This window comes from Candidatus Brevundimonas colombiensis, assembly GCA_029202665.1.
Classification (GTDB): domain Bacteria; phylum Pseudomonadota; class Alphaproteobacteria; order Caulobacterales; family Caulobacteraceae; genus Brevundimonas; species Brevundimonas colombiensis.
Genome location: CP119326.1, coordinates 1,687,577 through 1,709,304, shown reverse-complemented (window position 1 = coordinate 1,709,304; position 21,728 = coordinate 1,687,577). Strand labels below are relative to the sequence as shown.

General features: G+C 67.8%; 19 protein-coding genes. 8 read left to right on the top strand and 11 right to left on the bottom strand.

What is annotated here, in order from left to right; translation table 11 throughout:
- The first annotated feature begins 46 nt into the window (after nucleotides 1-46).
- The 3 genes from P0Y50_08055 to P0Y50_08045 all read left to right on the top strand — a co-directional run bounded on the left by P0Y50_08055 (nucleotide 47) and on the right by P0Y50_08045 (nucleotide 3,567).
- The gene (locus P0Y50_08055; protein WEK38508.1) at nucleotides 47-430 is read left to right on the top strand and encodes a hypothetical protein; all 384 of its coding nucleotides are present in this window, start codon (nucleotides 47-49) and stop codon (nucleotides 428-430) included.
- A 97-nt stretch (nucleotides 431-527) separates the two neighbouring features.
- On the top strand, nucleotides 528-2,891 hold the full coding sequence (locus P0Y50_08050) for an EAL domain-containing protein (protein WEK38507.1): 2,364 nt from the start codon (nucleotides 528-530) through the stop codon (nucleotides 2,889-2,891).
- A gap of 295 nt (nucleotides 2,892-3,186) precedes the next feature.
- The gene (locus P0Y50_08045) at nucleotides 3,187-3,567 is read left to right on the top strand and encodes a hypothetical protein (GenBank protein WEK38506.1); all 381 of its coding nucleotides are present in this window, start codon (nucleotides 3,187-3,189) and stop codon (nucleotides 3,565-3,567) included.
- Between the two features lie 122 nt (nucleotides 3,568-3,689).
- Here P0Y50_08045 and P0Y50_08040 read toward each other — a convergent pair whose 3' ends face one another.
- From P0Y50_08040 to P0Y50_08020, 5 genes are all read right to left on the bottom strand, one after another.
- Entirely contained in the window at nucleotides 3,690-4,124 is a 435-nt protein-coding gene (locus tag P0Y50_08040) for a thioesterase family protein (protein ID WEK38505.1), read from the bottom strand.
- On the bottom strand, nucleotides 4,124-4,477 hold the full coding sequence (grxD, locus tag P0Y50_08035) for a Grx4 family monothiol glutaredoxin (GenBank protein WEK38504.1): 354 nt from the start codon (nucleotides 4,475-4,477) through the stop codon (nucleotides 4,124-4,126). The genes P0Y50_08040 and grxD overlap by 1 nt, the downstream gene beginning before the upstream one ends.
- Before the next feature lie 93 nt (nucleotides 4,478-4,570).
- Complete coding sequence (locus tag P0Y50_08030; protein ID WEK38503.1) at nucleotides 4,571-5,476, bottom strand: oxidoreductase; 906 nt, start codon at nucleotides 5,474-5,476, stop codon at nucleotides 4,571-4,573.
- Between the two features lie 4 nt (nucleotides 5,477-5,480).
- The gene (locus P0Y50_08025) at nucleotides 5,481-5,723 is read right to left on the bottom strand and encodes a BolA family transcriptional regulator (GenBank protein WEK38502.1); all 243 of its coding nucleotides are present in this window, start codon (nucleotides 5,721-5,723) and stop codon (nucleotides 5,481-5,483) included.
- 277 nt (nucleotides 5,724-6,000) lie between these two features.
- Nucleotides 6,001-6,552 carry an OmpA family protein gene (locus P0Y50_08020; GenBank protein ID WEK38501.1) on the bottom strand — a complete coding sequence of 184 codons (552 nt, stop codon included), beginning with the start codon at nucleotides 6,550-6,552 and terminating at the stop codon, nucleotides 6,001-6,003.
- A 375-nt stretch (nucleotides 6,553-6,927) separates the two neighbouring features.
- Here P0Y50_08020 and P0Y50_08015 point away from each other — a divergent pair, with 375 nt between their 5' ends.
- Complete coding sequence (locus P0Y50_08015) at nucleotides 6,928-7,764, top strand: hypothetical protein (GenBank protein WEK38500.1); 837 nt, start codon at nucleotides 6,928-6,930, stop codon at nucleotides 7,762-7,764.
- Between the two features lie 209 nt (nucleotides 7,765-7,973).
- Here P0Y50_08015 and P0Y50_08010 read toward each other — a convergent pair whose 3' ends face one another.
- The 4 genes from P0Y50_08010 to P0Y50_07995 all read right to left on the bottom strand — a co-directional run bounded on the left by P0Y50_08010 (nucleotide 7,974) and on the right by P0Y50_07995 (nucleotide 12,365).
- The gene (locus tag P0Y50_08010; GenBank protein ID WEK38499.1) at nucleotides 7,974-8,297 is read right to left on the bottom strand and encodes a YnfA family protein; all 324 of its coding nucleotides are present in this window, start codon (nucleotides 8,295-8,297) and stop codon (nucleotides 7,974-7,976) included.
- A gap of 214 nt (nucleotides 8,298-8,511) precedes the next feature.
- The gene (locus P0Y50_08005; GenBank protein ID WEK38498.1) at nucleotides 8,512-9,291 is read right to left on the bottom strand and encodes an RNA methyltransferase; all 780 of its coding nucleotides are present in this window, start codon (nucleotides 9,289-9,291) and stop codon (nucleotides 8,512-8,514) included.
- 63 nt (nucleotides 9,292-9,354) lie between these two features.
- Complete coding sequence (locus P0Y50_08000; GenBank protein WEK38497.1) at nucleotides 9,355-10,374, bottom strand: S1/P1 Nuclease; 1,020 nt, start codon at nucleotides 10,372-10,374, stop codon at nucleotides 9,355-9,357.
- Nucleotides 10,375-10,496: 122 nt separating this feature from the next.
- On the bottom strand, nucleotides 10,497-12,365 hold the full coding sequence (locus P0Y50_07995) for a monovalent cation:proton antiporter-2 (CPA2) family protein (protein ID WEK38496.1): 1,869 nt from the start codon (nucleotides 12,363-12,365) through the stop codon (nucleotides 10,497-10,499).
- Between the two features lie 155 nt (nucleotides 12,366-12,520).
- On the opposite strand from P0Y50_07995, the gene P0Y50_07990 reads away from it, so the two are divergent.
- The 4 genes from P0Y50_07990 (at nucleotide 12,521) to P0Y50_07975 (ending at nucleotide 17,958) form a co-directional block, all read left to right on the top strand.
- Entirely contained in the window at nucleotides 12,521-14,356 is a 1,836-nt protein-coding gene (locus P0Y50_07990) for a von Willebrand factor type A domain-containing protein (GenBank protein WEK38495.1), read from the top strand.
- A 75-nt stretch (nucleotides 14,357-14,431) separates the two neighbouring features.
- The gene (locus P0Y50_07985) at nucleotides 14,432-14,839 is read left to right on the top strand and encodes a CBS domain-containing protein (protein WEK38494.1); all 408 of its coding nucleotides are present in this window, start codon (nucleotides 14,432-14,434) and stop codon (nucleotides 14,837-14,839) included.
- 75 nt (nucleotides 14,840-14,914) lie between these two features.
- Nucleotides 14,915-15,484, top strand: coding sequence for a hypothetical protein (locus P0Y50_07980; protein ID WEK38493.1), 570 nt, complete (start codon nucleotides 14,915-14,917; stop codon nucleotides 15,482-15,484).
- An 89-nt stretch (nucleotides 15,485-15,573) separates the two neighbouring features.
- The gene (locus tag P0Y50_07975) at nucleotides 15,574-17,958 is read left to right on the top strand and encodes an ATP-binding protein (protein ID WEK38492.1); all 2,385 of its coding nucleotides are present in this window, start codon (nucleotides 15,574-15,576) and stop codon (nucleotides 17,956-17,958) included.
- A gap of 31 nt (nucleotides 17,959-17,989) precedes the next feature.
- Here the strand turns inward: P0Y50_07975 and P0Y50_07970 are convergent, their stop codons facing one another.
- Nucleotides 17,990-19,090 carry a cytochrome c peroxidase gene (locus tag P0Y50_07970; GenBank protein ID WEK38491.1) on the bottom strand — a complete coding sequence of 367 codons (1,101 nt, stop codon included), beginning with the start codon at nucleotides 19,088-19,090 and terminating at the stop codon, nucleotides 17,990-17,992.
- Nucleotides 19,087-21,627 carry a TonB-dependent receptor plug domain-containing protein gene (locus tag P0Y50_07965; protein ID WEK38490.1) on the bottom strand — a complete coding sequence of 847 codons (2,541 nt, stop codon included), beginning with the start codon at nucleotides 21,625-21,627 and terminating at the stop codon, nucleotides 19,087-19,089. The genes P0Y50_07970 and P0Y50_07965 overlap by 4 nt, the downstream gene beginning before the upstream one ends.
- Between the last annotated feature and the right edge of the window lie 101 nt (nucleotides 21,628-21,728).

Here is a 21,728-nt window from a genome sequence, read left to right as displayed (position 1 = left end):
GCGCACTCTGGGCCGATCAGGCTTGGAGATCTGGGGAGGTCGTCAGTTGAACGGCTCCATCATCAAACGCTTCGTCGTCGTCGGCGCCCTGGCCTGCGCCGCTGTCGTGTCGGGCTGCGCCACGTCGGAGCCGACCGTCTCGACGCGCGGCATGCCCGGACAGCTTGAGTCCATACACGCCGCGACCTTCACCAAGGACGAGGCCATCTTCTGGGTCAGTTCCAACGGCTGCACCAAGAAGGACGACCTGATCCCCATCGTCAGCCTGCGGGATGGTCAGGCCGTCATCACCCTGCGCCGCATCGACGAGGACAAGTGCCGTCAGGACCTGGTCGAGGGGGTCGAGCTGAAGTGGTCGTTCCAGGAACTGGGCCTGACGCCCGGCGCGCCGGTCAGCGTCAACAACCCCTACCAGTTGCCGCGCTCCTGAGCCTTTCATCCATAGGGTTTCGTTAAGCCTGTTCGGGCGCGTCTGGTTAAAGTTCGTTCGCTATCGAAACGGGCCGTGTCCCTCTGGTTCGTAGTCCATGCGTTTCTTCACCTGCCTGACCGACAACCATAATCTTTGGTTGGTCGGCCTCGCGGCCGTCCTCTGCCTGATCGGCTCCATCATCACTTTTCGGCTTTTCCGGCGCCTGCGCGCGGCCGAGAAGGGCACACGCCTGGCCTGGAGCTTCATGGGCGCGGTGGCGACCGGGGCGACGATCTGGTGCACGCATTTCGTGGCGATGATCGCCTATGAACCGGGCGCCATCGTCCACTACGAACCCCTGCTGACCGGCCTGTCGCTGGGTGTGGCCATGTCGGGCAGCGGCGCGGCCCTGTGGGTCGCCTCGCGCGCCATGCGCGGGTCCGCCGAGCTGGGCGGCGTGCTGTTCGGCCTGACCGTGGTGGCGATGCATTATACCGGCATGGCCGGCTTCGCGACGGACGCGATCATTCATTGGTCAATGGCCTATGTCGCCGCCTCGGTCGCCGGGGCCGTGGTGTTCGGCGGTCTGGCCTTCCATCTGGCGCGACGCCCCGGCAAGCTGGCGCCGGTCGTCCTGATGGTCCTGGGCATTGTCGCCCTGCATTTCACCGGCATGGCCGCCATGACGGTGATCCCGCTGGCGCCCGTGACGGACGCGACGGCGGCCGATAGCGCCAATGTGGTTCTGGCCTTCGCCGTCGCCGCTGTCGGTCTGATGATGCTGGGCACCGGCATCGCCACCCACGCCCTGGACATGCAGTTCCGCATTCAGGCCAAGGCGCGGCTGGACCATCTGCTGGAAGGCAGCGTCGATGGCATGGTGGTCGAGCAGGACGGGCTGATCCTGGCCGCCAACGCCGCCTTCGCCGATCTGGTCGGCGTCGATCACGGCGCCCTGGTCGGCGAGCCCATGTCGCGCTGGATGGAGGACGCCGCCCATCTTCATGTCGGCGCCCTGACCCAATCGCGCCTGATCGGTCCTGGAGGACTGGATATCCCGGTCGAGATCGCCGCCCGTCGCGACGGCGGCCGTGCGGTCGAGAGCGACCTGATGATCTATGCCGTGCGCGATCTTCGCACGCGTCTTGCTCAGGAACGTCGCATCGCCCATCTGGCGCGCAACGACAGTCTGACCGGCCTGCCCAACCGCTCGTCCTTCCTGGAATGGCTGACGCGCCAGACCGCCGATCCCGTCCCCTCCGGCAAGGTCGCCCTGCTGGCCATGGACATGGATCGGTTCAAGGAGGTCAACGACGTCCACGGCCACGCCGCCGGCGACCAGTTGCTGATCCAGGTCGCCGAGCGGATGCGCGCGACCCTGCGTCCGGGCGAGTTCGTGGCGCGTCTGGGCGGGGACGAGTTCGTCGCCGTCGTGCCGGTCCAGCGTCGCGAAGAGGCTTTGGATCTGGCGGAGCGCCTGCGCGCCGCCGTCACCGCGCCCGTCATGCTGGATCACGCCGAGGTCTCCTGCGGCCTCAGCGTCGGCATCGCCGTCTGGCCGGACGACGCCGACAACGCCTCTGCCCTGATCAACGACGCCGACCTGGCCATGTATCGGGCCAAGGCTTCTCTGGGCGTGGACGTCTGCTTCTACGAGGAAGAGATGGACGAGGCTGTCCGCAGCCGCCGCCGCATGGCCCAGCAGATGCGCGAGGCCCTGGACCAGGGGCAGTTCAGCCTGAACTGGCAGTTGCAGGCCGCCGTCGATACGGGGACGATCACGGGCTATGAGGTGTTGCTGCGCTGGATCCAGCCGGACGGGACCTTCATCTCGCCGGCCGACTTCATCCCCCTGGCTGAGGAAAACGGTCTGATCCTGCCGATCGGGGAGTGGGTGCTGCGCACCGCCTGCGCCGAGGCGGCCCTCTGGCCCGAGCCGCACAAGATCGCCGTCAACCTGTCGCCGGTCCAGTTGGGCCACGTCGACCTGCCGCGTCTGGTGCATCAGGTCCTGATCGAGACCGGCCTGTCGCCCTCGCGGCTGGAGCTGGAGATCACCGAAACCGCCATGATCACCGACATGGAGCGCACGACCCACGTCCTGCGCCAGTTGAAGCTGCTGGGCGTCTCCATCGCCATGGACGACTTCGGCACCGGCTATTCCTCGCTGTCGACCCTGCGCGCCTTCCCATTCGACAAGATCAAGCTGGACCGCTCCTTCATGTCGGAACTGGATGGCGGGCCGGAATCCGCCGCCATCATCCGCGCGGTCCTGGCCCTGGGCGAAAGTCTGCACATCCCGGTCCTGGCCGAGGGGGTCGAGACGCTGGATCAGCTCAGCTTCCTGCGCGATCAAGGCTGCGACGAGGTGCAGGGCTATCTGCTGGGTCGACCGCAAAAGACGGTGGAGGGCGAAATCCAGGCCGCCGCCCGCGTTCTCTGGGACACCGCCCCGGTCAAGGTTGCAGCCGCGGCCTGACGGAGCGAACGCTCGTCCTGGACGCGTCCGAGGGACGAACCCGGAATCCAGGGGGCCAATAGGGCGTGGGACGCCATGGGTCTCCGCCTTTCCGATTGTTCATCCAGCTTGCCGATAATTCACGTGTGCGGACGCGGCCCTCGCGGCACAAAGGGTCAAGCTTTCAATGGGGAACCCAAATGCTTCGTCTCGCTCTCGCCATCGCCATCGCCGCGCCGCTGCTGTCGGGCTGCATCATCGTCTCGACCGAAAAGCCGACCACGCGCGTCATCACCGCTCCGGCTGCGGGTCAGTAATGCGGGTTCTGGTCAAGGGTCTGGCGGCGGCGGTCCTGGCCGCCCCCCTGCTGTCCGCCTGCGTCATCTATGACAGCACCGCGGGCGAGAACGTCTCGGTCAACGTCACCCGCAACGACGCCCCGCCGGCCGAGGCCATACGCGAGGCTCGTTTCGCCGACGGCGCCCTGGTCGTGCGCGTCGATTCCAACGGCTGCACCCAGGCCTCGGATTTCGAAGTGGCGGTGGCGGACAACAACCCGGTGGAGATCACCCTGCGCCGCACCAGTCCGGACCTGTGCAAGGCCCTGGTTCCCAACGGCGTCGAACTGCGCTGGACCTACGTCGACCTGGGCCTGGACGCCGGCACGCCCGCCCGCATCCTCAATCCGCTGAAATAACGCGCAGAGCCCTCCATCCAAATCATCATCCTCGCCCTTGTGGCGAGGATCCCTACTCCCGGCATGTCCGCGACCTACGCTGAGGTCGGACAAAGGCCCAGGAGGACGGGGCGTTGAAAGGCTCAGCCTGCCGCTGTCTCGAACACGCTCAGCATGTCGGGCGGAATGCGCTGGGGCCTCAGGGTCTTTGCATCGACCAGCACCCATTCGGTCACGCCCTGGGCGCAGACGCGGCCCTGGTCATCCTCGATACGGACATAGCGGTTGAAGCGGGGGCCTTGCGGTTCTCCGACCCAGGTGCGGGCCGCGACGCCCGTCGCGCCGGGCGCGATGCCGCGCAGATAGTCGATCTCGTGCCGGGTCGCGACCCACGACCATTTCGCCCGCGTCGCCTCGTCGAAACGCGCGTTCCAGTGGGCCGTGCCCGCATCCTGCAGCCAGCCGACATAGACCACGTTGTTCACATGGCCGTTGGCGTCGATATGCTCGGGCCGCACGTCCAGCGGCACGACGAAGACCTCCCGGTCCTCTCTTGGCGTCAGCGTCTTGCGGGCCATCAGGCCTCGCCGAGCGGAACGCCCTTTTCGACCATCAGCGCCTGAAGTTCGCCGGCCTGGAACATCTCGCGGATGATGTCCGATCCGCCGACGAATTCGCCCTTCACATACAGCTGCGGGATCGTGGGCCAGTCGGTGAAGCTCTTGATGCCTTCGCGCAGGGCCTCGTCCTGCAGGACGTCCACGCCCACGAAGGCGGCGCCGACATGATCCAGGATCTGAACCGCCAGGGACGAGAAACCGCAGCGCGGCTGATCCGGCGTGCCTTTCATGAACAGAACCACGTCGTTCTGGGCGACGGTTTCGCCGATGAAGGCGTGGACGGGATCGGCGGCTTGAGCGGTGTCGGTCACGGGAAGGGCCTTTCGTGAAGCCCGTCAGCTAGGGAGCGCAAAGGGCGCGGTCAAGGCGTGCGCGACGATCCGCCCGCCTTTCGCGCCAATGAATCAGGCGGCGCTGGCCGCAACGCGCGCCATCTCGATCTGGGCCGCCAGACCCGGCGGCATGTCGCGTTCGGGCGCTGCGGCCAGCACGGCCAGCCGGTCGGTGTCCGTCGGTCCCACGATCACGCTGGACACCGACGGATCGGTCAGGACGTAGGACAGGCAGATGGCCTCGGCCGTCCAGTTCGGGGTGCGATAGAGGAACCCGAAGGCGTCTGTCTTGGGCGTCTCCACCGCCCGCCTGCCGCCGCCCAGGCCGAACAGCCCCTTCTTGAACACCGGCGCGTCGGGCTGGCGCGTGCGCCGGTCGATGAAGACGTCATAGGCGAAGACGGCCATGTCCTGTTCGCGCGCCGAGCGGATGCGGTTGCGGATCGGCCAGCCGACGTTGATGTCGAGCGGGGTCAACAAGGCGTCGAACGCGCCGGTCGAGACATAGGCGTCCATCACCGAACCGCCCCCGGCGATGCCCAACAGACGGATGCGTCCGGTCTTGCGCAACGCCTTCAGCGCCGCCAGCGACGATTGCGCCAGCTCGGTCTCGCCCGGCTCTTGCAGCACGGCCATGTCGATCCAGCCCAGGCCCGAGAAATGCAGCACCCGATCGATGGCGCTGGTCATGCCCTCGGCCGAGAAATCGCGCGCGCCCGCCTCTCCCTGGCCATCGCCGACCCCCAGGGTCACGCTGACATAGACCAACTTGCGCTCCACATGCGCCAGGGCCTCGCCCAGCACCTCGGCCGCCACGGGGTCGGCGGTCTCCAGCCGATAGCTGTTAATCCCCGCCTCCAGCGCCGAATATAGCAGGTCCAGTCCCGCCGCCCGCCCGCGCGCCAGCGCCGCCGCCCCGAAACTGAGCGTCAGGTTCGAGATCGCGGCGCCGGAAACGCCGAACGGGCGATAGCGCATGGCTCTATCCCTCCTTGGCCGGCGCCGAGGTTTCCAGCGCCAGGGCGTGCAGCTCGCCGCCCATCTGCCCCTTCAGCGCCGCATAGACCATCTGGTGCTGGCGCACGCGCGACAGGCCGGAAAAGGCGTCGGACACGATGCGGGCGCGGTAATGGTCGCCGTCGCCGGCCAGATCCTCGATGGCGATCTCGGCGTCGGGAAAGGCCTGGACCAGATGCTGGCGCAGGGTTTCGACGGGCATGGGCATGGGCGAGACTCTCGGAACTATCCCCGCCAGCGTGACCTATAAACCTTAATGGCTGACTACGGGGCGTCGCCAGCGCGTTCGAACAGCCGGACCTGATGGTCGTTGCAGGTCGCCTCGGCGCAGGGCCGCCAGCCGATGCGCAAGACCTGTTTCAGCAAGACTAGGGTGTCGGGGGAAGTCAGGCAGACGGTGCGCCGAGCGCCCGGACGGCGTTCCGCACCATTAAAAAGGCGGCCGCATCGCTACGGCCGCCTCTTCGGTCTCGGCGTTCGGCGGATCAGGCCAGGACGACGATGGTCACGCGGCGGTTCTGCGAACGGCCTTCGGGCGTGTCGTTCGAGGCCACCGGCTGTTCCTGACCATAGGAGATGGTCGCCATCCGGTTCAGGGCGACGCCCTGACGGTTCAGGAAGCGACGAACGGCCTCGGCGCGCTGCTCGCCCAGCTGATCATTGTGCTGGGGCGTGCCGGTCGCGTCCGTATAGCCCTGGATTTCCAGATAGACGTTGCGGTTTTCGCTTTGCAGACGCTGGGCGAACTGGGCCAGGCGCTGTTCGGCTTCCGGCGACAGGGCCGCGGCGTCGGTGGGGAATTTCACGGAATCGTCGGACAGCACGACCTGATAGAGGAACTTGCCCTCGGCCAGCTTGTGCGCGTCATTGGCGCGTTGCAGGGCCTGACCCGCCGTGCCTTCGACGGTGGTCACGCGGTTGTCGACGACTTCGACCTGATCACGCACGAAACGATGGCTGGCGCAGCCGCTGGCCGCAAGGCCGAGGGCGATGAGGGCGCCGCCGACGACCGCCGTCCTGAGTTTCGATCTGCTCAAGTTCTGTCTCCTTCTAGCCGGGGGCGCCACGCCCAGTTCATGCGCAAGATGAAAATGGCGTAGGCTGAAAGGCGGAGTAATGACGTGCGTTGGGCAGGAAAATGTCAGCTTGACCATAAGCGACTGCTCCGGTTTCGCAGATTTTCACCACCGCATGGAACCGACGAGCGAGATGCGACGTTGGTCCGCCGACGGCCATGCCGGAGGGCGGCCTGCCTGATCTCAATGAAATCTGAAACGTCGCCCGGTTGTATTGGGCCTGCGCCTCTTTCCTGACGCGCCCGAATGTTTTCAACAGGCCATCGTGATTTTTTACAGGCGTTTCGTTGCGATGACCATGCGACCAAGGCTGCCGGCCTCATCACGGATCGGCGATTGAGACCGGCGCGGACACGGCGATGGGCGCTGGCGGCGACGCCGATCCTGGCGGCGCACCTGGGCCTGGGTCTGCTGATCGCCGCCCAGACGCCGGCCGCGCCCGGGGCGCCGGAACCGCCGTTGATGAGCGTCGAGCTGGTCGATCCGCCCCCGCCCCCTGCCCCGCCACCGCCCGCCCGCGTCATCGCGCCCGAGCCGTCGCCGAAGCCTGACGCCCCGGCGGCCGCGACGTCGGCCGCGCCGCCGAAGCCTGCGCCGCAAGCGCGTCCCCCGGCAGTGGCCGCGGCCCGACCGCGCCCGGTCGTCGCCAAACGCCCGCCCGACGTCGAACCGCTGCACGTCGCCCCCGCCCCGCCGGGACCACCCCTGCCTCTGCTGGGTCCGGCCGAGATCGCCGGCGCCCTGACCGTGGGCGCTGGACCGGGCGGAGGCGGCGGCCAGGGCCCTGGCGCGGGCGTCGGCGGCGGGCCGGGCGGGACCGGAACGGGACGCGGCGGCGGGTCGTGCGACATGGTGCGCTGGGTCCAGGACGCGGTGCGCGACGACGCCGCCGTGCGCCGCGCCGTCATCGACGCCGCCCAATCGATGAACGCCTCGGGCCGCGCCATCCTGGTGTGGAACGGCGACTGGCTGCAGAGCCGAAATCAGTCGGGCAAGGGTCTGGCCGGGGTGCGCCAGGCCATCGCCCTGGAGGTCGCCTTCGCCCCGGCCGAGTGCAAGGCCCAGCGCATGACCGGGCTGGCGGTGCTGAAGCTGGAAGACCGCCCCGGCGGCGCGCAACTGGCCCTGGGCAGGGGCAGTTGGCGGTGGTCGGACCTGCTGGGCGCGGGTTAGGAAGCCGCCGTTGTTTCAGACGGTCGGCTGCAAAAAACACCGTCTGAATAGTGCACATCGTCTGAAATCCGCGCTCCCCGGCTGTGTGTCCCATCCATCGCGGACGAGCGGAGACAGGATCGCACGGATTTGAACGGCGACCGGAAAGATGACGCTGGCGGGCGGCAGGGCGTTGAAATCCTTGCGATCAGACGTCGCGAATAGGACGGCTAGGCCCTGGGACCAAACAGGATGATCCCCGCGCCGGCCAGGCAGACCAGCCCGCCCAGCCCGTCCCACCGATCCGGCGCCGTCTTCTCGACCACGGCCATCCAGACGAGCGAGGCGCAGATATAGACCCCGCCATAGGCCGCGAACGCCCGCCCCGCCGCCTCGCTGGGGACCAGGGTCAGCAGCCAGGCGAAGACGATCAGGCAGGCGACGCCAGGCGCCAGCCACAGCGGCGAGCGATCCAGCTTCAGCCAGGCCCAGAAGGCGAAACAGCCGCCGATCTCCGCCAGCGCGGCGAGGGGGTAGATGAGGATGGGTTTCATCGCAGCTTCTTACGCCGCCCTTCCCGTCCTCGTCATCCTCGGGCTTGACCCGAGGATCGGATCGTCCGCCTGAAAACTGGCGGAAGGGGATTGGCGCCCGTTCGGCCGCATCCTCGGGTCAAGCCCGAGGATGACGGAGGAGAGGCAGGCGCCACGTGGGATGAGAGGGCGCCAGGCTCCGGGTTCTTCGCTGCGCGAAGCCCCGGAAGGACGATCAATCTGCGTCCTTGGCCGCCCGTTCGGCCGCCAGCTTGGCCAGCACCCGGCCGCGACCGCGCGATAGGGCGTGGATGGCGCCGCGCATGGTGGCGACCTCCTGTTCGGAGAAGGCGGCCCGGCCCAGCATGACGCGCAGGTTCTGGCTCATGGAGCGCTTCTTCTCGGGCGGATAGAAGAAGCCGCCGTTCTCCAGCTCATCCTCCAGATGTTCGTACATGCCGATCAGCAGGGCGTTGGAGGCGGGCGGCTCGCCGTCCCGGAAGCGCGGCGGCGGGGCGTCCAGGATCAGGGTGCGCCACTCATAGGCGTTGATCGCCACGGCCTGCGCCAGGTTCAGCGAATGGTGTTTCGGGTCGATGGGGATGGTGACGATGCCGGCGCACAGGGCGATGTCGGTCGTCTCCAGACCCGCCCGCTCGCCGCCGAACAGCAGGCCGGTCTTCAGGCCCGACGCCGTGTCGTCATACAGGACGCGGCTGGCCTCACGCGGGGTGCGGACGGGCTGGCGCGTCTCGCGCGGGCGGGCGGTGGTGGCGAAGACGGTGTTCAGGTCGGCGATGGCCTCGGCGACGCTATCAAACACCCGCACGCCTTCCAGCACCCAGTCGGCGCCGGACGCGGTGGCCCAGGCCCGTTCCTGAGGCCAGCCATCGCGGGGGCTGACCAGGCGCAGGTCCGTCAGGCCGAAATTGGCCATCACCCGCGCCACGGCGCCGATGTTCTCAGCCATCTGGGACTTGTCGAGGATGACGGCGGGGGGAGTGAGGTCGGACATTCGATGCACATACTCTTTCCGCTCATCCCGGCTTTCGCCGGGATGAGCGGATTCAAACGAAGATCAGTCCTGGCCCACCATGGCGATCCAGGGGTCGGCGGTTCCGGCCTCGACCTCGGCGACCTTGACGGCGGGCCAGCCGATGGAGGCGCTGCTGGATGCGGTCCAGGCGGTGACGATGAAGTCGCGCAGTTCGCCCGCGCCCGCCGCCAGACGTTCATTGACGAAGGCCGCGCCGCGCGGGTCGGCGTCCTTGAAGCCGCCGGCCTTTTCCAGCCGATAGAAGGGGATCACCGTGCCCAGGGTGGTCTTCAGATAGGCGACGGTGCGCGCCTTGGGATCGAAGCCGTCCAGGTTTGCGGCGGGCATGGCGGCCTCGATGGCGTCCAGACGGGCGACGCGATTGGTGAACTCACCCTCGAACAGGGCGTGGGTCTGGCGCGAGTTGGTGAAGCCTTCGGGGTTCGGGAAATCGCCCCAGCCGTTGAAGTGAATGCTGGTGTGATGCGGTTGCGAGCCGTCGCCGACATAGTGGCCCATCACGCCGATGTCGCGCAGGATCAGGGCCTCGCGACGCAGGCGGTCGGCCCGATACCAGGCCTGGCGTTCCATGTTCGTCTCGCGCTTTTCGGCGGCGTTCAGCACGCGCCAATAGGCGAAGTCGCGGCCCAGCTGCTGCCAGCCGTCGATCATGGCGTAGGGCAGATAGCCGGCGTCGTTGACGTCCAGCCCGGCCTTGGTCAGGGCGGCGTCATATTCGGATTTCAGGCGCGGCAGGTCGTCGATGCTCATGCCGCGCTGGTCGAAGACATGGCCCTGGTCGTCCAGATCGACGAAGTGGGCGGTGTCGCGCTCGCGGTCGTGCGGTTGGCCGGCGCCCTTCCAGCGGTCGGGTTCGCGCGCCAGTTCGCCGACGTCGGCGATGGCGCCGGGCGTGCGCAGGAAGGCGGGCAGGTCGTCCGGCAGGGCGCGCATGGCCGCCACCCCGATCAGGCGGTGGCCGGTGTTGCCCCAGGCGGTGACGGTGACGGCCGGCGCGGCGACCGCGACGAGGGCCAGGGCGGCGATGGCGAGACGTTTCATGAGAGGACTCTGACGAGGGGTTTGTCAGCTCCTAAGAGCATGATCGGGGGTGGGTGAATAGTGTTCGTGAGCAAGGGGTGAGCGGCTGGCCGGACGCTGGCGCGCACTCTTTATCCCCCTGTTCAAACCACCGGCTCGCGCGCGACCGGCGCGGGCGGGCCCGCCTCGTCGTCGTTCAGCAGGCGGCCTTCGCGGCGGGGCTTGATGTAGGGGGCGGGCTGGGGCGTGGGGATATTGCCGCGCATCAGCTGACGGCCGGCCTTGAGGCCGCCGGTCAGTTGCAGGTCCAGACGCGCGTCGTCGCGGCGGCGCACGTCGCCGATGGTTTCGGCCGCCTCCTGCTCGTCCAGCCCCAGTTCGACCAGGGCGCGCTCGCCGAACTTCAGGGCGGATTCGAAGGTCTCTCGGATCTGATAGTCGACCCCGGCCTGGATCAGACGCATCGAATGGCCGCGGTCGAAGGCGCGGGCCATGATCTTGGTGGTCGGGAACTCGGACTTGACCAGTTCGACGATGCGGTCGGCGGCCTCGGGCTTGTCGACGCAGACCAGCACGATCTCGGCCTCCTCCGCGCCGGACGCTCTGAGGGTGTGCAGCTGGGCGCCGTCGCCGTAATAGACCTTGAACCCGAACTGGGAGGCGGCCTGGATCATCTCCACGTCGTTCTCGATGATCGAGACGTCCACGTCGCGGGCCAGCAGCGGCTGGGACACCACCTGGGCGAACCGGCCGAAGCCGATGATCAGCACCTGGCCGCGCAGGTCCTTGGCGAAATCCACGCCGTCGGTGTCCTCGGCCGACAAGGTCGGCTTGGGCAAGAGGCGCGCGATCAGGATCGAGGTCAGGGGCGTCAGGGCCATCGACAGGATGACCACCGCCGACATCATCGCCCCGATCCGGGCGTCGAACAGGCCGGCGGCGACGGCGGCGCCATACAGGACGAAGGCGAACTCGCCCCCTTGCGCGAACAGGCCCGCGCGCTCGACCGCCTCATGGTGGGACGCCCTGAACAGGCGCGCGACCACATAGATGCCGACGCCCTTGACCAGCATGAAGACCACGACCCCGCCGATCACCAGACGCCAGTCGGCGATCACCACCGACACGTCCAGCGACATGCCGACCGACAGGAAGAACAGGCCCAGAAGGATGGCGCGGAACGGCTCCACATCCGCTTCCAGCTGATGGCGGAAGGTGGATTCCGACAGCAGCACCCCGGCCAGGAAGGCGCCCATGGCCATGGACAGGCCGCCCAGAGACATGGCCCAGGCGGCGCCGACCACGACCAGCAAGGCGGCGGCCGTCATCACCTCGCGCCCGCCATAGCGGGCCAACAGGCGAAAGATCGGATTGACCGCGTACCGGCCCGCCAGCAGCACCCCGCCGACCGCCGCGACCGCAAGACCGACGGTCTGCCACAGGGGCGGGGCGTGTTCGGCGGCGCGGCCGGTCAGGGAGGCCAGGACGGCGACGATGGCCAGAAGCGGCACAATGGCCAGGTCTTCCAGCAGCAGGATGGAGACCGCCCGCTGGCCCGGGCCGCCCGCGATCTCGCCCCGCTCCTCCAGCATCTGCATGATGACGGCGGTGGAGGACAGGACGAAGCCCATGGCCCCGACGAAGGCGACCGAGGGCGAAAAACCCGCCAGCATCGCCGCGCCCGTCAGGATCAGGCCGCAGAACAGCACCTGGGCTGCGCCCAGGCCGAAGATGTCCTTCCTCAGGCCCCACAGGCGTTTTGGCCGCATCTCCAGTCCGATGATGAACAGGAAGATGACCACGCCGAATTCGGCGACGTGCAGGATGGTCTGGGGCTCGCGGAACAGTTTCAGGCCGAAGGGGCCGATGGCCAGACCGGCCGCCAGATAGCCCAGCACGGACCCCAGGCCGATGCGTTTGAACACCGGCACCGCCAGCACCCCCGCCGCCAGGAGGGCGGCCGCCGCGCCCAGATCCAGTCCCGCCGTCGCCTCGGCCATCGCGCACCCCATCAAGCTTGGCCCCTATTGTGGGGCGCGCCGCGCTCTATTGCGAGAGGACGCAAAAGACACGGTCGAAGATCGTCGTGCGGCGGAGCGGTTCGACCGCCACAGTTTCGCCCCAGGCCGACCCGCGACTGGCGGTGACGAAACAACCGGAGGAAGCCATGTCACGCATCACCAGGATCGCGGCCCTATCCGTTCTGAGCCTGTCGTTCGCCGCGCCGCCGGTGGCCATTCCGACGGTCGCCCTGGCCGAGCCGCTGGATGGCGAACCGACGCAGGCGGCGTGCCTGCCGCTGGGCTTCAACATCGATCCGCCCCTGGTCCAGCCGGTCGCCGCGCAGCCTTTGCGGCGCAACCTTCCGCCGCCGGTGAACATAGCGCCGACCAAGAAAGAGGATCGCGTCGAATACGCCGCGCCGCCCCCGCCCCCGCCTCCGGCCCCGCCGCCTCCCCCGCCCCCGCCGTCTCCGATGACGGGCGATATCGCCGTCACGGGTTCCCGGGTTTCGCCCATCATGCCCGCGCCCACGCGCCTGCCCGCGCCGGCCGACACCGAACGCTATCCCGACGCCACGCCCAATCCCGTGAAGCGGACCAGCGATCAGCCGGTCTCGACCTTCTCCATCGACGTGGACACGGCCTCCTATTCGAACGTGCGGCGCTTCATCGACGAGGGGCGCGCGCCGCCCAAGGATGCGGTGCGGGTCGAGGAGATGATCAACGCCTTCTACTATGACTACGCCCGGCCGACATCGCAGAACCGCCCCTTCGCCATCACCACGGCGGTCGCGGCCTCGCCCTGGGGGCCCCAGGGCCAGAGAGGGGGGCGTCAGATCGTTCATATCGGCCTGCAGGGCTATGAGTTGCCCGCCGAGCAGCGGTGTCCGCTGAACCTGACCTTCCTGGTCGATGTGTCCGGGTCGATGCGCAGCCCCGACAAGCTGGACCTGGCCAAGAAGGCGATGAACCTGGCCATCGACCGGCTGCGGCCCCAGGATACGCTGGCCGTCACCTATTACGCCGAGGGCGCGGGCACCACCCTGCAACCGACGCCGGGCGATCAGAAACTGAAGATGCGCTGCGCGGTCGCCAGCCTGCGGGCGTCTGGCGGCACGGCCGGGGCGACCGGCATGACCAACGCCTATGACCAGGCCCAGGCCAGTTTCGCCCGCGACAAGGTCAACCGCATCCTGATGTTCACCGACGGCGACTTCAACGTGGGCGTCACCGACAATAAGCGGCTGGAAGACTATGTCGCCGAACGGCGCGGGACCGGCGTCTATCTGTCGGTCTATGGGTTCGGGCGCGGCAACTATCAGGACGCGCGGATGCAGACCATCGCCCAGGCGGGCAATGGGATCGCGGCCTATGTCGGGGACCTGAGGGACGCGCGCAGGCTGTTCGGCCCGGCCTTCGACAAGGGCGCCTTCCCCATCGCCGACGACGTGAAGATTCAGGTCGAGTTCAATCCCGCCCGCGTCGCCGAATGGCGGCTGATCGGATACGAGACCCGGCTGCTGAACGAGCAGGATTTCGCCAACGACCGCATCGACGCGGGCGAGGTCGGATCGGGCGCCAGCGTCACGGCCCTGTATGAGATCACCCCCGTCGGCGGCCCGACGCAGATCGCAGAGCGGCGCTATCCCGACAACCGCATCGGCGTGGGCGGCGGCGATCCGAACGGCGAGATCGGCTTTGTCCAGGTGCGCTACAAACAGCCGGGCCAGAGCCGGTCGGAGCTGATCCAGCAGCCGCTGACCAATCGCGCGTCCGGCCCCGTCAGCGCCCAGCCGCCCGAGGCCACGCGCTGGGCCCTGGCCGTCGCCGCCTTCGGCCAGAAGTTGCGCGGCGATCCGTGGATGGCCGCCGACTATGGCTGGGACCGGATCGTCGAACAGGCGCAAGGGGCCAGGGGCGACGATCCCTATGGCGACCGGGCCGAGTTCGTCCAGCTGGTGCGGGCGGCCGGAACCCTGCCCCCGCAACGAACGCCATGATGGGGACGCCCTGACCGGAACCGCCACGCTCGCGGCGGGTTTTCAGCGCAACCTTCACCTCAAAGGAAGCCTGCCATGAAGATTCGCGACGTGATGACCAAGGACGTTCATCTGGCCCGCCCCGGCGACACCATCCAGGACGTCGCCAGCCGCATGGCCAAGGGCGGTTTCGGCTTCGTGCCCGTGGCGGACGGCGACCAGCTGATCGGCACGATCACAGATCGCGACATCGTCGTGCGCGCCCTGGCGACCGGCGCGGCGCCCAGCGCGACGGTGGTGGAGTTCATCACCCGCGACGCCCAGACCGTGCTGGACACCGACGACCTGAAGATCGTGCTGGACCTGATGGGATCCAAACAGATCCGCCGCGCGCCGGTCGTGGACAAGCACGGCCGCGTGGTCGGCGTGGTCTCGCTGGGCGACCTGTCGACGCGGGTGAAGGAAAAATACGCGGGCGAGACGCTGGAAAGCATCTCGCGTTAAGGTCTGCGTAACCGCGCCCTCACACTGGGCGTCAACGATCGTCATTCATCCTGACCTTTGGTTTCGGAGAGTGGCATGGCGCGTGCGCAGTTCCAGAAGGGTCAAAAAGTCTGGGTCGAATGCGTGGGCGCCTGGGCGTTCGTCGAACAGGTCCAGCCCGTCTGGGCCAAGGGGTTCGACGAACCCGTGCGCGTCACCTACGACGTCGGACTGGGGCGCGAGTTCTTGGCCAACGAGCTGATGATGGCCGCCGACGACCCCGGCGCCGACCGGGGCGGCGAGGATTGGCGGATTCTGCGCGCCCGCAACAAGTGGCAGCAGCCCGAGGACTGTCTGCATCATCCCCAGCCCGGCACCTATCCGGTGGTGGTGACGGATCGGGCCGACTGGGGCGGCTGGCGCGTGCCCGGCGCCGAATACGACCGCGACCCCCAGCAGATCGAACGCCAGGCCCGTCTGATCGCCTGCGCGCCGCAACTGATGCAGGTGGCGCAAGGGCTGGTGGATCTGGTGTCGGAAAGCCCCGACGAGGCGCCGCCCGCCGTGCTGGGGCTGGCGCGACAGGCGCGCGATCTGCTGCAAGGCGTGAACCGGGTGCTCGAGGCGCCCCCCCACCGCCTGCCCGCCCCCGTCGTCGCAGCCTAAATCCGACGAAAAGACCGGTCGAAGGGTCGACACGAATCCGCGACGCAGCCTAGATTCCCGTCTCGACTGGATTTGCCGGGAGGGGTGGCTTGCGCGACGCGGAGCGGCGGGAACATGGGCGGGGACGACGCGCGTCGGACCGCGCCCCTGGCGCGCCCGCCTGGCTGCGCATCGGGGTGCTGGTCGCAGCCCTGCTCTCGACCGGTTATGTGCTTCTGGCGTCTCGTGAAATCAGCCGGCCGACGCGCGAGGCGGATCGGCTGACGGTCGAGAATCTGGTGCTGACCGCCCGACTGGCGGCCAGCCGGATCGAGGGTCTGACGCGCGCGGCGGACGCCGGTCTGGCCGCCGGAACCGCCGTCGCCGCCACCGGCCGTCCTGCCGCCGAGGTGATCGAGGCCGCGCGCCGCGCCGCCCCGGAAGCCGGGTTCGCCTTGATCGGCTCGGACGAAACCGTGCTGGCCCGCGTCGGCGACGGCGCCCTGCCGGTCGGTTCGGCGACGACACGCGCCGGCCGGCTGGAGGCGCGCATCGCCCCCCCGACAGAGGTCGCCAAAGGGATGCGGGTCGTGTCGCCCGCCGGAGTGGTCCTGGCCTCCGCCCGCAACGCCGAGATCGGCCAGCCGATCCGCGCCCTGATCGGCGCGGACGTCGCCGCCCTGGATCAACTGACCACGCCGGGGCCGCTGTCCATCGCGGGACAGGAGCGGCTGACGGCGTCGGCGCGCGCGGGGGCGCAGGGCCCCTATGTGATCGTGACGGCGGATCATCCGGGGTCGGCGCTGTTGGACGACGCCTGGCTGATCGGGTCGCCGCTGCTGCTGGGGCTGGCGGTCGTGGCTATGTTCGCCATCTACGGTCTGCGCCGCAATCGCCAGCATCGCGACCGGATCGCCACCGAAAAGCGGTTCCGTATCGCCGTGGAGGCCGCCCGCTGCGGCGTGTGGGAATGGGACCTGGCCAGGAACGAGGTGTCCCTGTCCGACTATATGGCGACGCTGCTGGGCTTTCCGCGCGGAGGATCGGCCACAGCGGAAGAGGTGATCGCCCGGGTTCATCCGCGCTTTCACGAGGATTTCCGCCACGCCCTGCGTCAGGCGGCGGCCTATGGCGCGTTCGAGATCACCTTCCCCGTGCCGGGCGCGGACGGGCGTGCGCGCTGGATCGACGCGCGGGGCCAGGCGCGCGGCCCGCGCGGGGATGCGGGCTTCTCAGCCATATTGGGCGTCGCGCTGGACATCACCGAGGCCCGCCGCGCCAGGGCCGCCGCCCAGGCCGCCGAGAGCCGGCTGCGCGACGGGGTGGAGAGCATTTCCGACGCCTTCGTCCTGTTCGACCGCCAGGGGCGGCTGATCCTGTGGAACCAGGCGTTCGAGGACGCCTTCGGCTTCGACAACGGCGTGGTGCGGCGTGGCGCCCTGAAGGACGAGTTGAACCGCATCGCCGGTCTGGCCATCAAGGCCGAACATCCGCCGGCGGGCGGACGGGCGGGCCTGCGCGAGGTCGAACTGCACGACGGGCGCTGGCTGCAACTGTCCGAACGCTTCACCTCCGAGGGCGGCTCGGTCGTCACCGCCGCCGACATCACCGCCATCAAACGCGAGGAGGCCGAGCGCCGCCGCGCCGCCGACGACCTGCGCGCCACCGTCGACCAGCTGGAATCCAGCCAGGAGAAGCTGTCCCTGCTGGCCCGCAAATACGAGGTCGCCATGACCCGGGCCGAGGCCGCCAACCAGGCCAAGTCCGAGTTCCTGGCCAATATGAGCCACGAGCTGCGCACGCCGCTGAACGCCATCAACGGCTTCTCCGAGATCATGGCCAGCGAGTTGTTCGGGCCGCTGAACGAGAAGTACAAGGGCTATGCCGCCGACATCCTGAAGTCGGGCCAGCATCTGCTCAGCCTGATCAACGACGTGCTGGACATGGCCAAGATCGAGGCCGGCAAGATGACCCTGCACTATGAGCCGGTGTCGTTGCAGGCGGTGTGCGAGGACGCCGTGCGCCTGATGCGCGGCAAGGTTCAGGACGCGGGGTTGAAGATCGCTGTCGAGGGCGGCGACATGCCCGACATCGAGGCCGATCAGCGCGGCGTCAGACAGGTGATGCTGAACCTTATCTCCAACGCGGTGAAGTTCACCCCCGAGGGCGGGGCGATCACCCTGTCCTTGACGCCCTTCGTCGGCGCATCGGGTGAAGACCGCATCCGCGTCGCCTGCGCCGACACCGGCATCGGCATCGCGCCCGAGGACCTGGTCCGCCTGGCCCGCCCGTTCGAACAGGTCGAGGGCCAGCACTCCAAGACCACGCAAGGGACAGGCCTGGGCCTGGCCCTGACCAAGTCCCTGATCGAAATGCACGGCGGCCAGTTGACCATGGAAAGCGAACCCGGCGTCGGCACGGTCGTCAGCTTTGACCTGCCGGTCAAACGCCCCGACCAGACGGTTCAACCGATCCGGGCGGCCTTCGCGGCTTAGGGCTCACGCCTGGCGCCATGTCCGTTGATCGTCACAGCGTTCCCAGGAACGCCGTCACGTCCTCACGCTCGTCCGCAGTCAGATCACGGCGGCGCAGCAGACGATCGGTTTTCGGAAACAGCGGATCGTCCGCTTGATCGGGCCGGGGGCGAGGGTTGGCGCCGCCCGCATTGTAGAAGCGCAGCACATTGTCCAGCTCGCTGAACAGGCCATTGTGCATATAGGGCGCAGTCCTTCGCACGCCGAGCAGGCTGGGGGTGCGGAACGCGCCGACGTCCTCGGGCTGGCCTGTCACCTGATAACGCCCCAGATCTTCCAGCGCCCGCCCATAGAAGTGAAGGCCCAGGTTGTGGAACTTCTGGTCTGTGAACAACGGACCATTGTGACAGTTGGCGCACCCCGCCTTGGTCCGGAACAGGTGAAGCCCGCGCAGTTGCTGGTCCGTCAGCGCCGCGCGATCCCCATTTATGAACCGGCGCCAGCGACCGCCCGCCGGCTTCAGGGATCTCTGGAAGGCGGCCAGCGCCTGGGCGACGCGCGGCATGGTCACTTCGGGATCGCCAAAGGCGGCCGAGAACAGCGGGCCATAGGCCGCCTCCGCCGCCACCTGACCGCGCACAGCGTCCAGCGACCCCGCCATCTCCAACGGATCGACCAAGGGGTGCAGGCTCTGCGCCTCCAGGGTCGTGCTTCGGCCGTCCCAGAACAGGCTGTCCATCCAAGCCGACACTGCGACAGAGGGCGCATTGCGCGCGCCCCGCTGGCGGTCATGACCGAACGAGGTGCGCAGACCGTCGGCGAAGCCCAGCTCTTGCAGATGACAGGAGCCGCAGGCGATCTGGCCCGACCGCGACAGCTTCGGATCCTCGAAAAGCCGTGCGCCCAGAGCGACCTTTTCCGGCGTCGTCGGATTGTCCGGCGGAGACGGCGCAGGCGGCAAGGGGCCGAACTCCGTGAAGTTCGCGCCCGGTTCCAGCGTCGGCCGCGGCCACGTCTCGGGCGCGCCTTGATAGGCCAGGCGCAGTTCGCTGATCGTCGCCGGCGCCTGGACGCGCGACATCGCCGCCCCGGCCGCCGCGAACATCACGGCCGTGGCGGCGAGAACAATCAGACTGTCGCGTGCGGTGCTCAATACCGATACTTCAGCGAAATCCAGGTATTGCGCCCCATCTGATACGGTTGGGACGTGCTGGAGTAATCCTGCTCCAGGACAGTGTTGAACAGGTTGTTGACCCGAACATCCAGCAGCGCCGTGCCCCACGAAGTGCGCGCCAGCTCCAGCGAGGCGGACAGATTGGCGCTGAACGAGGAGGAGAACTTCACCGTGTCGAACACATCGTAGCGCACGCCCCCGACCATGATGTTGACGCCCGTGTCTTCAATCCGCTCGAAGCCGTCCCGCCAGTGTGCGTTGACATTCGTCCGCAGCCGTCCGCCGAACCAGTTGGCGCCCCAGTCTGCGTTCAACATCAGCGGCGCCGCATAGTCGGCCAGTTGGTTGTCCGCCGTCACCTCAAGCAGCGGCCTGATCTCACCTTGGTAATAGACTAGGGTCTGATCGTATTCAGTGTCGTCCGCCAGGTCGAAATAGCTGATGTTGGACGATGAGGTGTGGGAGACATTGGCGCTGAAGGTGATCGCGTGATGGTCCCCAAGTTGCCTGACATACTCCAGCGACAGCCCCTTGTACCGGGTCGAGCCGTCATTGGTGATCGTATAGATTTGACGCGTCGAGGTTCCGCCCGTCTCGCGGTCATAGACCTGACTTGTGGCGCGTGAACTGGCGAACTGGTCCTCGCCGTTTCGCGTGATCCCCTTCAGGCGGAAGTCGCCGCCGATCACCGGCACGCGTCCTGTCAGCACCGCCGTCAGCTCGTCCGAGTAAGGCGTCGCCAGATTGGCGTTCGAATATCCCGCCGTCTCGGAATGGTTGGTCAGATACCAGGTGTTCGACCAGATCCGCTGCGTCCCCACGATGGTCGGTCGGCGTTGATAGATGCGGTTGCCGGGATAGTCCTCGCGCAGGGCGTAACCCAGGAAGCTGCGGCCGTAATACCGGTTCGCCCCGACCGTCAGGTTCAGGTTCCACGGCAGATCCCGGCTGATCGACAGGCGGGGCGCCAGATTGTGGTTGCCCAGGAAGGTCTCGTAGTCGTAGCGCAGCCCGGCCCGAACCATGAATCCGCGCAAGTCCGTCTCGTACTCGGCCCACAGTCCCGTGCTGGTCAGATCCCTCTTGGTGTGGAAGGCCGTCGCGTCGTTGCGTTGGGCCAGGGCGTAGCGCCCGGTCACGCAGGTGCCCGCCGCCTCCTCCGCCGGATCGGCGCAGACGGTGTTCGGATTGATCTCGTTCGGGATGACCGGATAATCCTTCGTGCTGACGTGACGATAGGCGGCGCTGTAGGGCTGCCCCTTTTCCCCTTCGATGTAGGCGAGTTGGAATCCGGCGCTCAGCGCGCCTCCCAGCAACGGCTGCGCCCACCGACCCTCCAGACCGGTCTCGCTCTGGCTCTGCTCCAATATGCCCGGCCCGCCCAACGAACAGCTGCTTCCCGAGCACCAGTCGATGCCCGACCCGCCGCCGGTGTTCACATTCACCGTTCCGGGATGATCGCTGTCACGGTCGTTGTTCGAGAAGGCGTGGCTGAGTTGCAGCTCCCAGCGCCCCACGCCCAGCCGCCCTTCCAGCCCCATCTTGCCGGTGAAGCCGCCGCCGTTCAGGGTCACATAGTTGTCGATCCCGTTGGCGTGCGACGAGCGGCTCTCATATGGACTCCAGACGAACTGCGACGTCAGCAGCAGGTTCGCCCCCAGGTCCGCCTCCGCCTTCAGCATCACCGTCTCGTTGCGGCTTGTCAGGCCATAGTCGCCGTACTTCAGCCAGTTCGGCCCGCGATAGTTGGTCACCGTCACATCGGACAGGTTGTAGGCCAACAAAGTCCGGACCCGATCTCCGAACGGCATGTCGATCGTCAGGCCATAGCGATGTTTCTCGTAGTCCGGCTCTTGCGGCAGCGGCCCTGTGATCGCGTCCCGAACGCGATCCGACACCCGAAACTCCGCGAGCCCCGGACTGGTCTCGCCATAATAGGTCTCCGCCCCGAAGCGTCGCCCTGGTCTGCGCGTCGCGATCTCCAGCACGCCGCCGGTGAACTGGCTGTATCGCGCCGACACGTTGGAATCGCGCAAGGTCAGCGATTCCACCAGATTGGAGTCCACCCACACCGTCTGGGCCGACGCCGCAGTATTGCCATCGATATAATGCTGCGGATTCGTGCCCGACACGTCCAGGCGCGAGTTCACGCCCACGCCGTCGATGACGAACAGGTTCTCATAGATCGACCCGCCCGAGATCGACAGATTCTCGGGCCTCAAGTCCTGCAGTTCAGTCCGTGTGGCGCGGCCCTGCCGGCTGCTGAACTGTACGGTCGGCAGCGCCTTCAGCACCTCGTTGACATCGCCTGATCCTGGCGCACGGCTCTCGACCGAGCCACGATCGATCTTCGTGGTTCCCGAATCCACGGGGTCCCCGAAGCGATAGACCGGGGCCGCCTTCTCGTCCGCCTCGACCACCACCGTTGGAATCTGGGTCTCCTGTGCAGCGGCCGGAACCGCGATCGCCGCCATCATCGCGGCAAGACTGGAGGTATGCAGAATAAACGTTCGCATGGCGGCCCTTCCCAAAACTGGCGGGCGGCTTAGCGGCGCGACTTCATTAATGCAAGCGATTCGCAATTGCATATCATGTCCCCATCCCTTAGGGGGACCGC

Bases quoted from the DNA above. Each gene is read 5' to 3' on its own strand.
- P0Y50_08050 (WEK38507.1), top strand. From the start codon at position 528: ATGCGTTTCTTCACCTGCCTGACCGACAACCATAATCTTTGGTTGGTC.
- P0Y50_08045 (WEK38506.1), top strand. From the start codon at position 3,187: ATGCGGGTTCTGGTCAAGGGTCTGGCGGCGGCGGTCCTGGCCGCCCCC.
- P0Y50_08040 (WEK38505.1), bottom strand. From the start codon at position 4,124: ATGGCCCGCAAGACGCTGACGCCAAGAGAGGACCGGGAGGTCTTCGTC.
- P0Y50_08030 (WEK38503.1), bottom strand. From the start codon at position 5,476: ATGCGCTATCGCCCGTTCGGCGTTTCCGGCGCCGCGATCTCGAACCTG.
- P0Y50_08025 (WEK38502.1), bottom strand. From the start codon at position 5,723: ATGCCCATGCCCGTCGAAACCCTGCGCCAGCATCTGGTCCAGGCCTTT.
- P0Y50_08010 (WEK38499.1), bottom strand. From the start codon at position 8,297: ATGAAACCCATCCTCATCTACCCCCTCGCCGCGCTGGCGGAGATCGGC.
- P0Y50_08005 (WEK38498.1), bottom strand. From the start codon at position 9,291: ATGTCCGACCTCACTCCCCCCGCCGTCATCCTCGACAAGTCCCAGATG.
- P0Y50_08000 (WEK38497.1), bottom strand. From the start codon at position 10,374: ATGAAACGTCTCGCCATCGCCGCCCTGGCCCTCGTCGCGGTCGCCGCG.
- P0Y50_07995 (WEK38496.1), bottom strand. From the start codon at position 12,365: ATGGGGTGCGCGATGGCCGAGGCGACGGCGGGACTGGATCTGGGCGCG.
- P0Y50_07990 (WEK38495.1), top strand. From the start codon at position 12,521: ATGTCACGCATCACCAGGATCGCGGCCCTATCCGTTCTGAGCCTGTCG.
- P0Y50_07985 (WEK38494.1), top strand. From the start codon at position 14,432: ATGAAGATTCGCGACGTGATGACCAAGGACGTTCATCTGGCCCGCCCC.
- P0Y50_07980 (WEK38493.1), top strand. From the start codon at position 14,915: ATGGCGCGTGCGCAGTTCCAGAAGGGTCAAAAAGTCTGGGTCGAATGC.
- P0Y50_07965 (WEK38490.1), bottom strand. From the start codon at position 21,627: ATGCGAACGTTTATTCTGCATACCTCCAGTCTTGCCGCGATGATGGCG.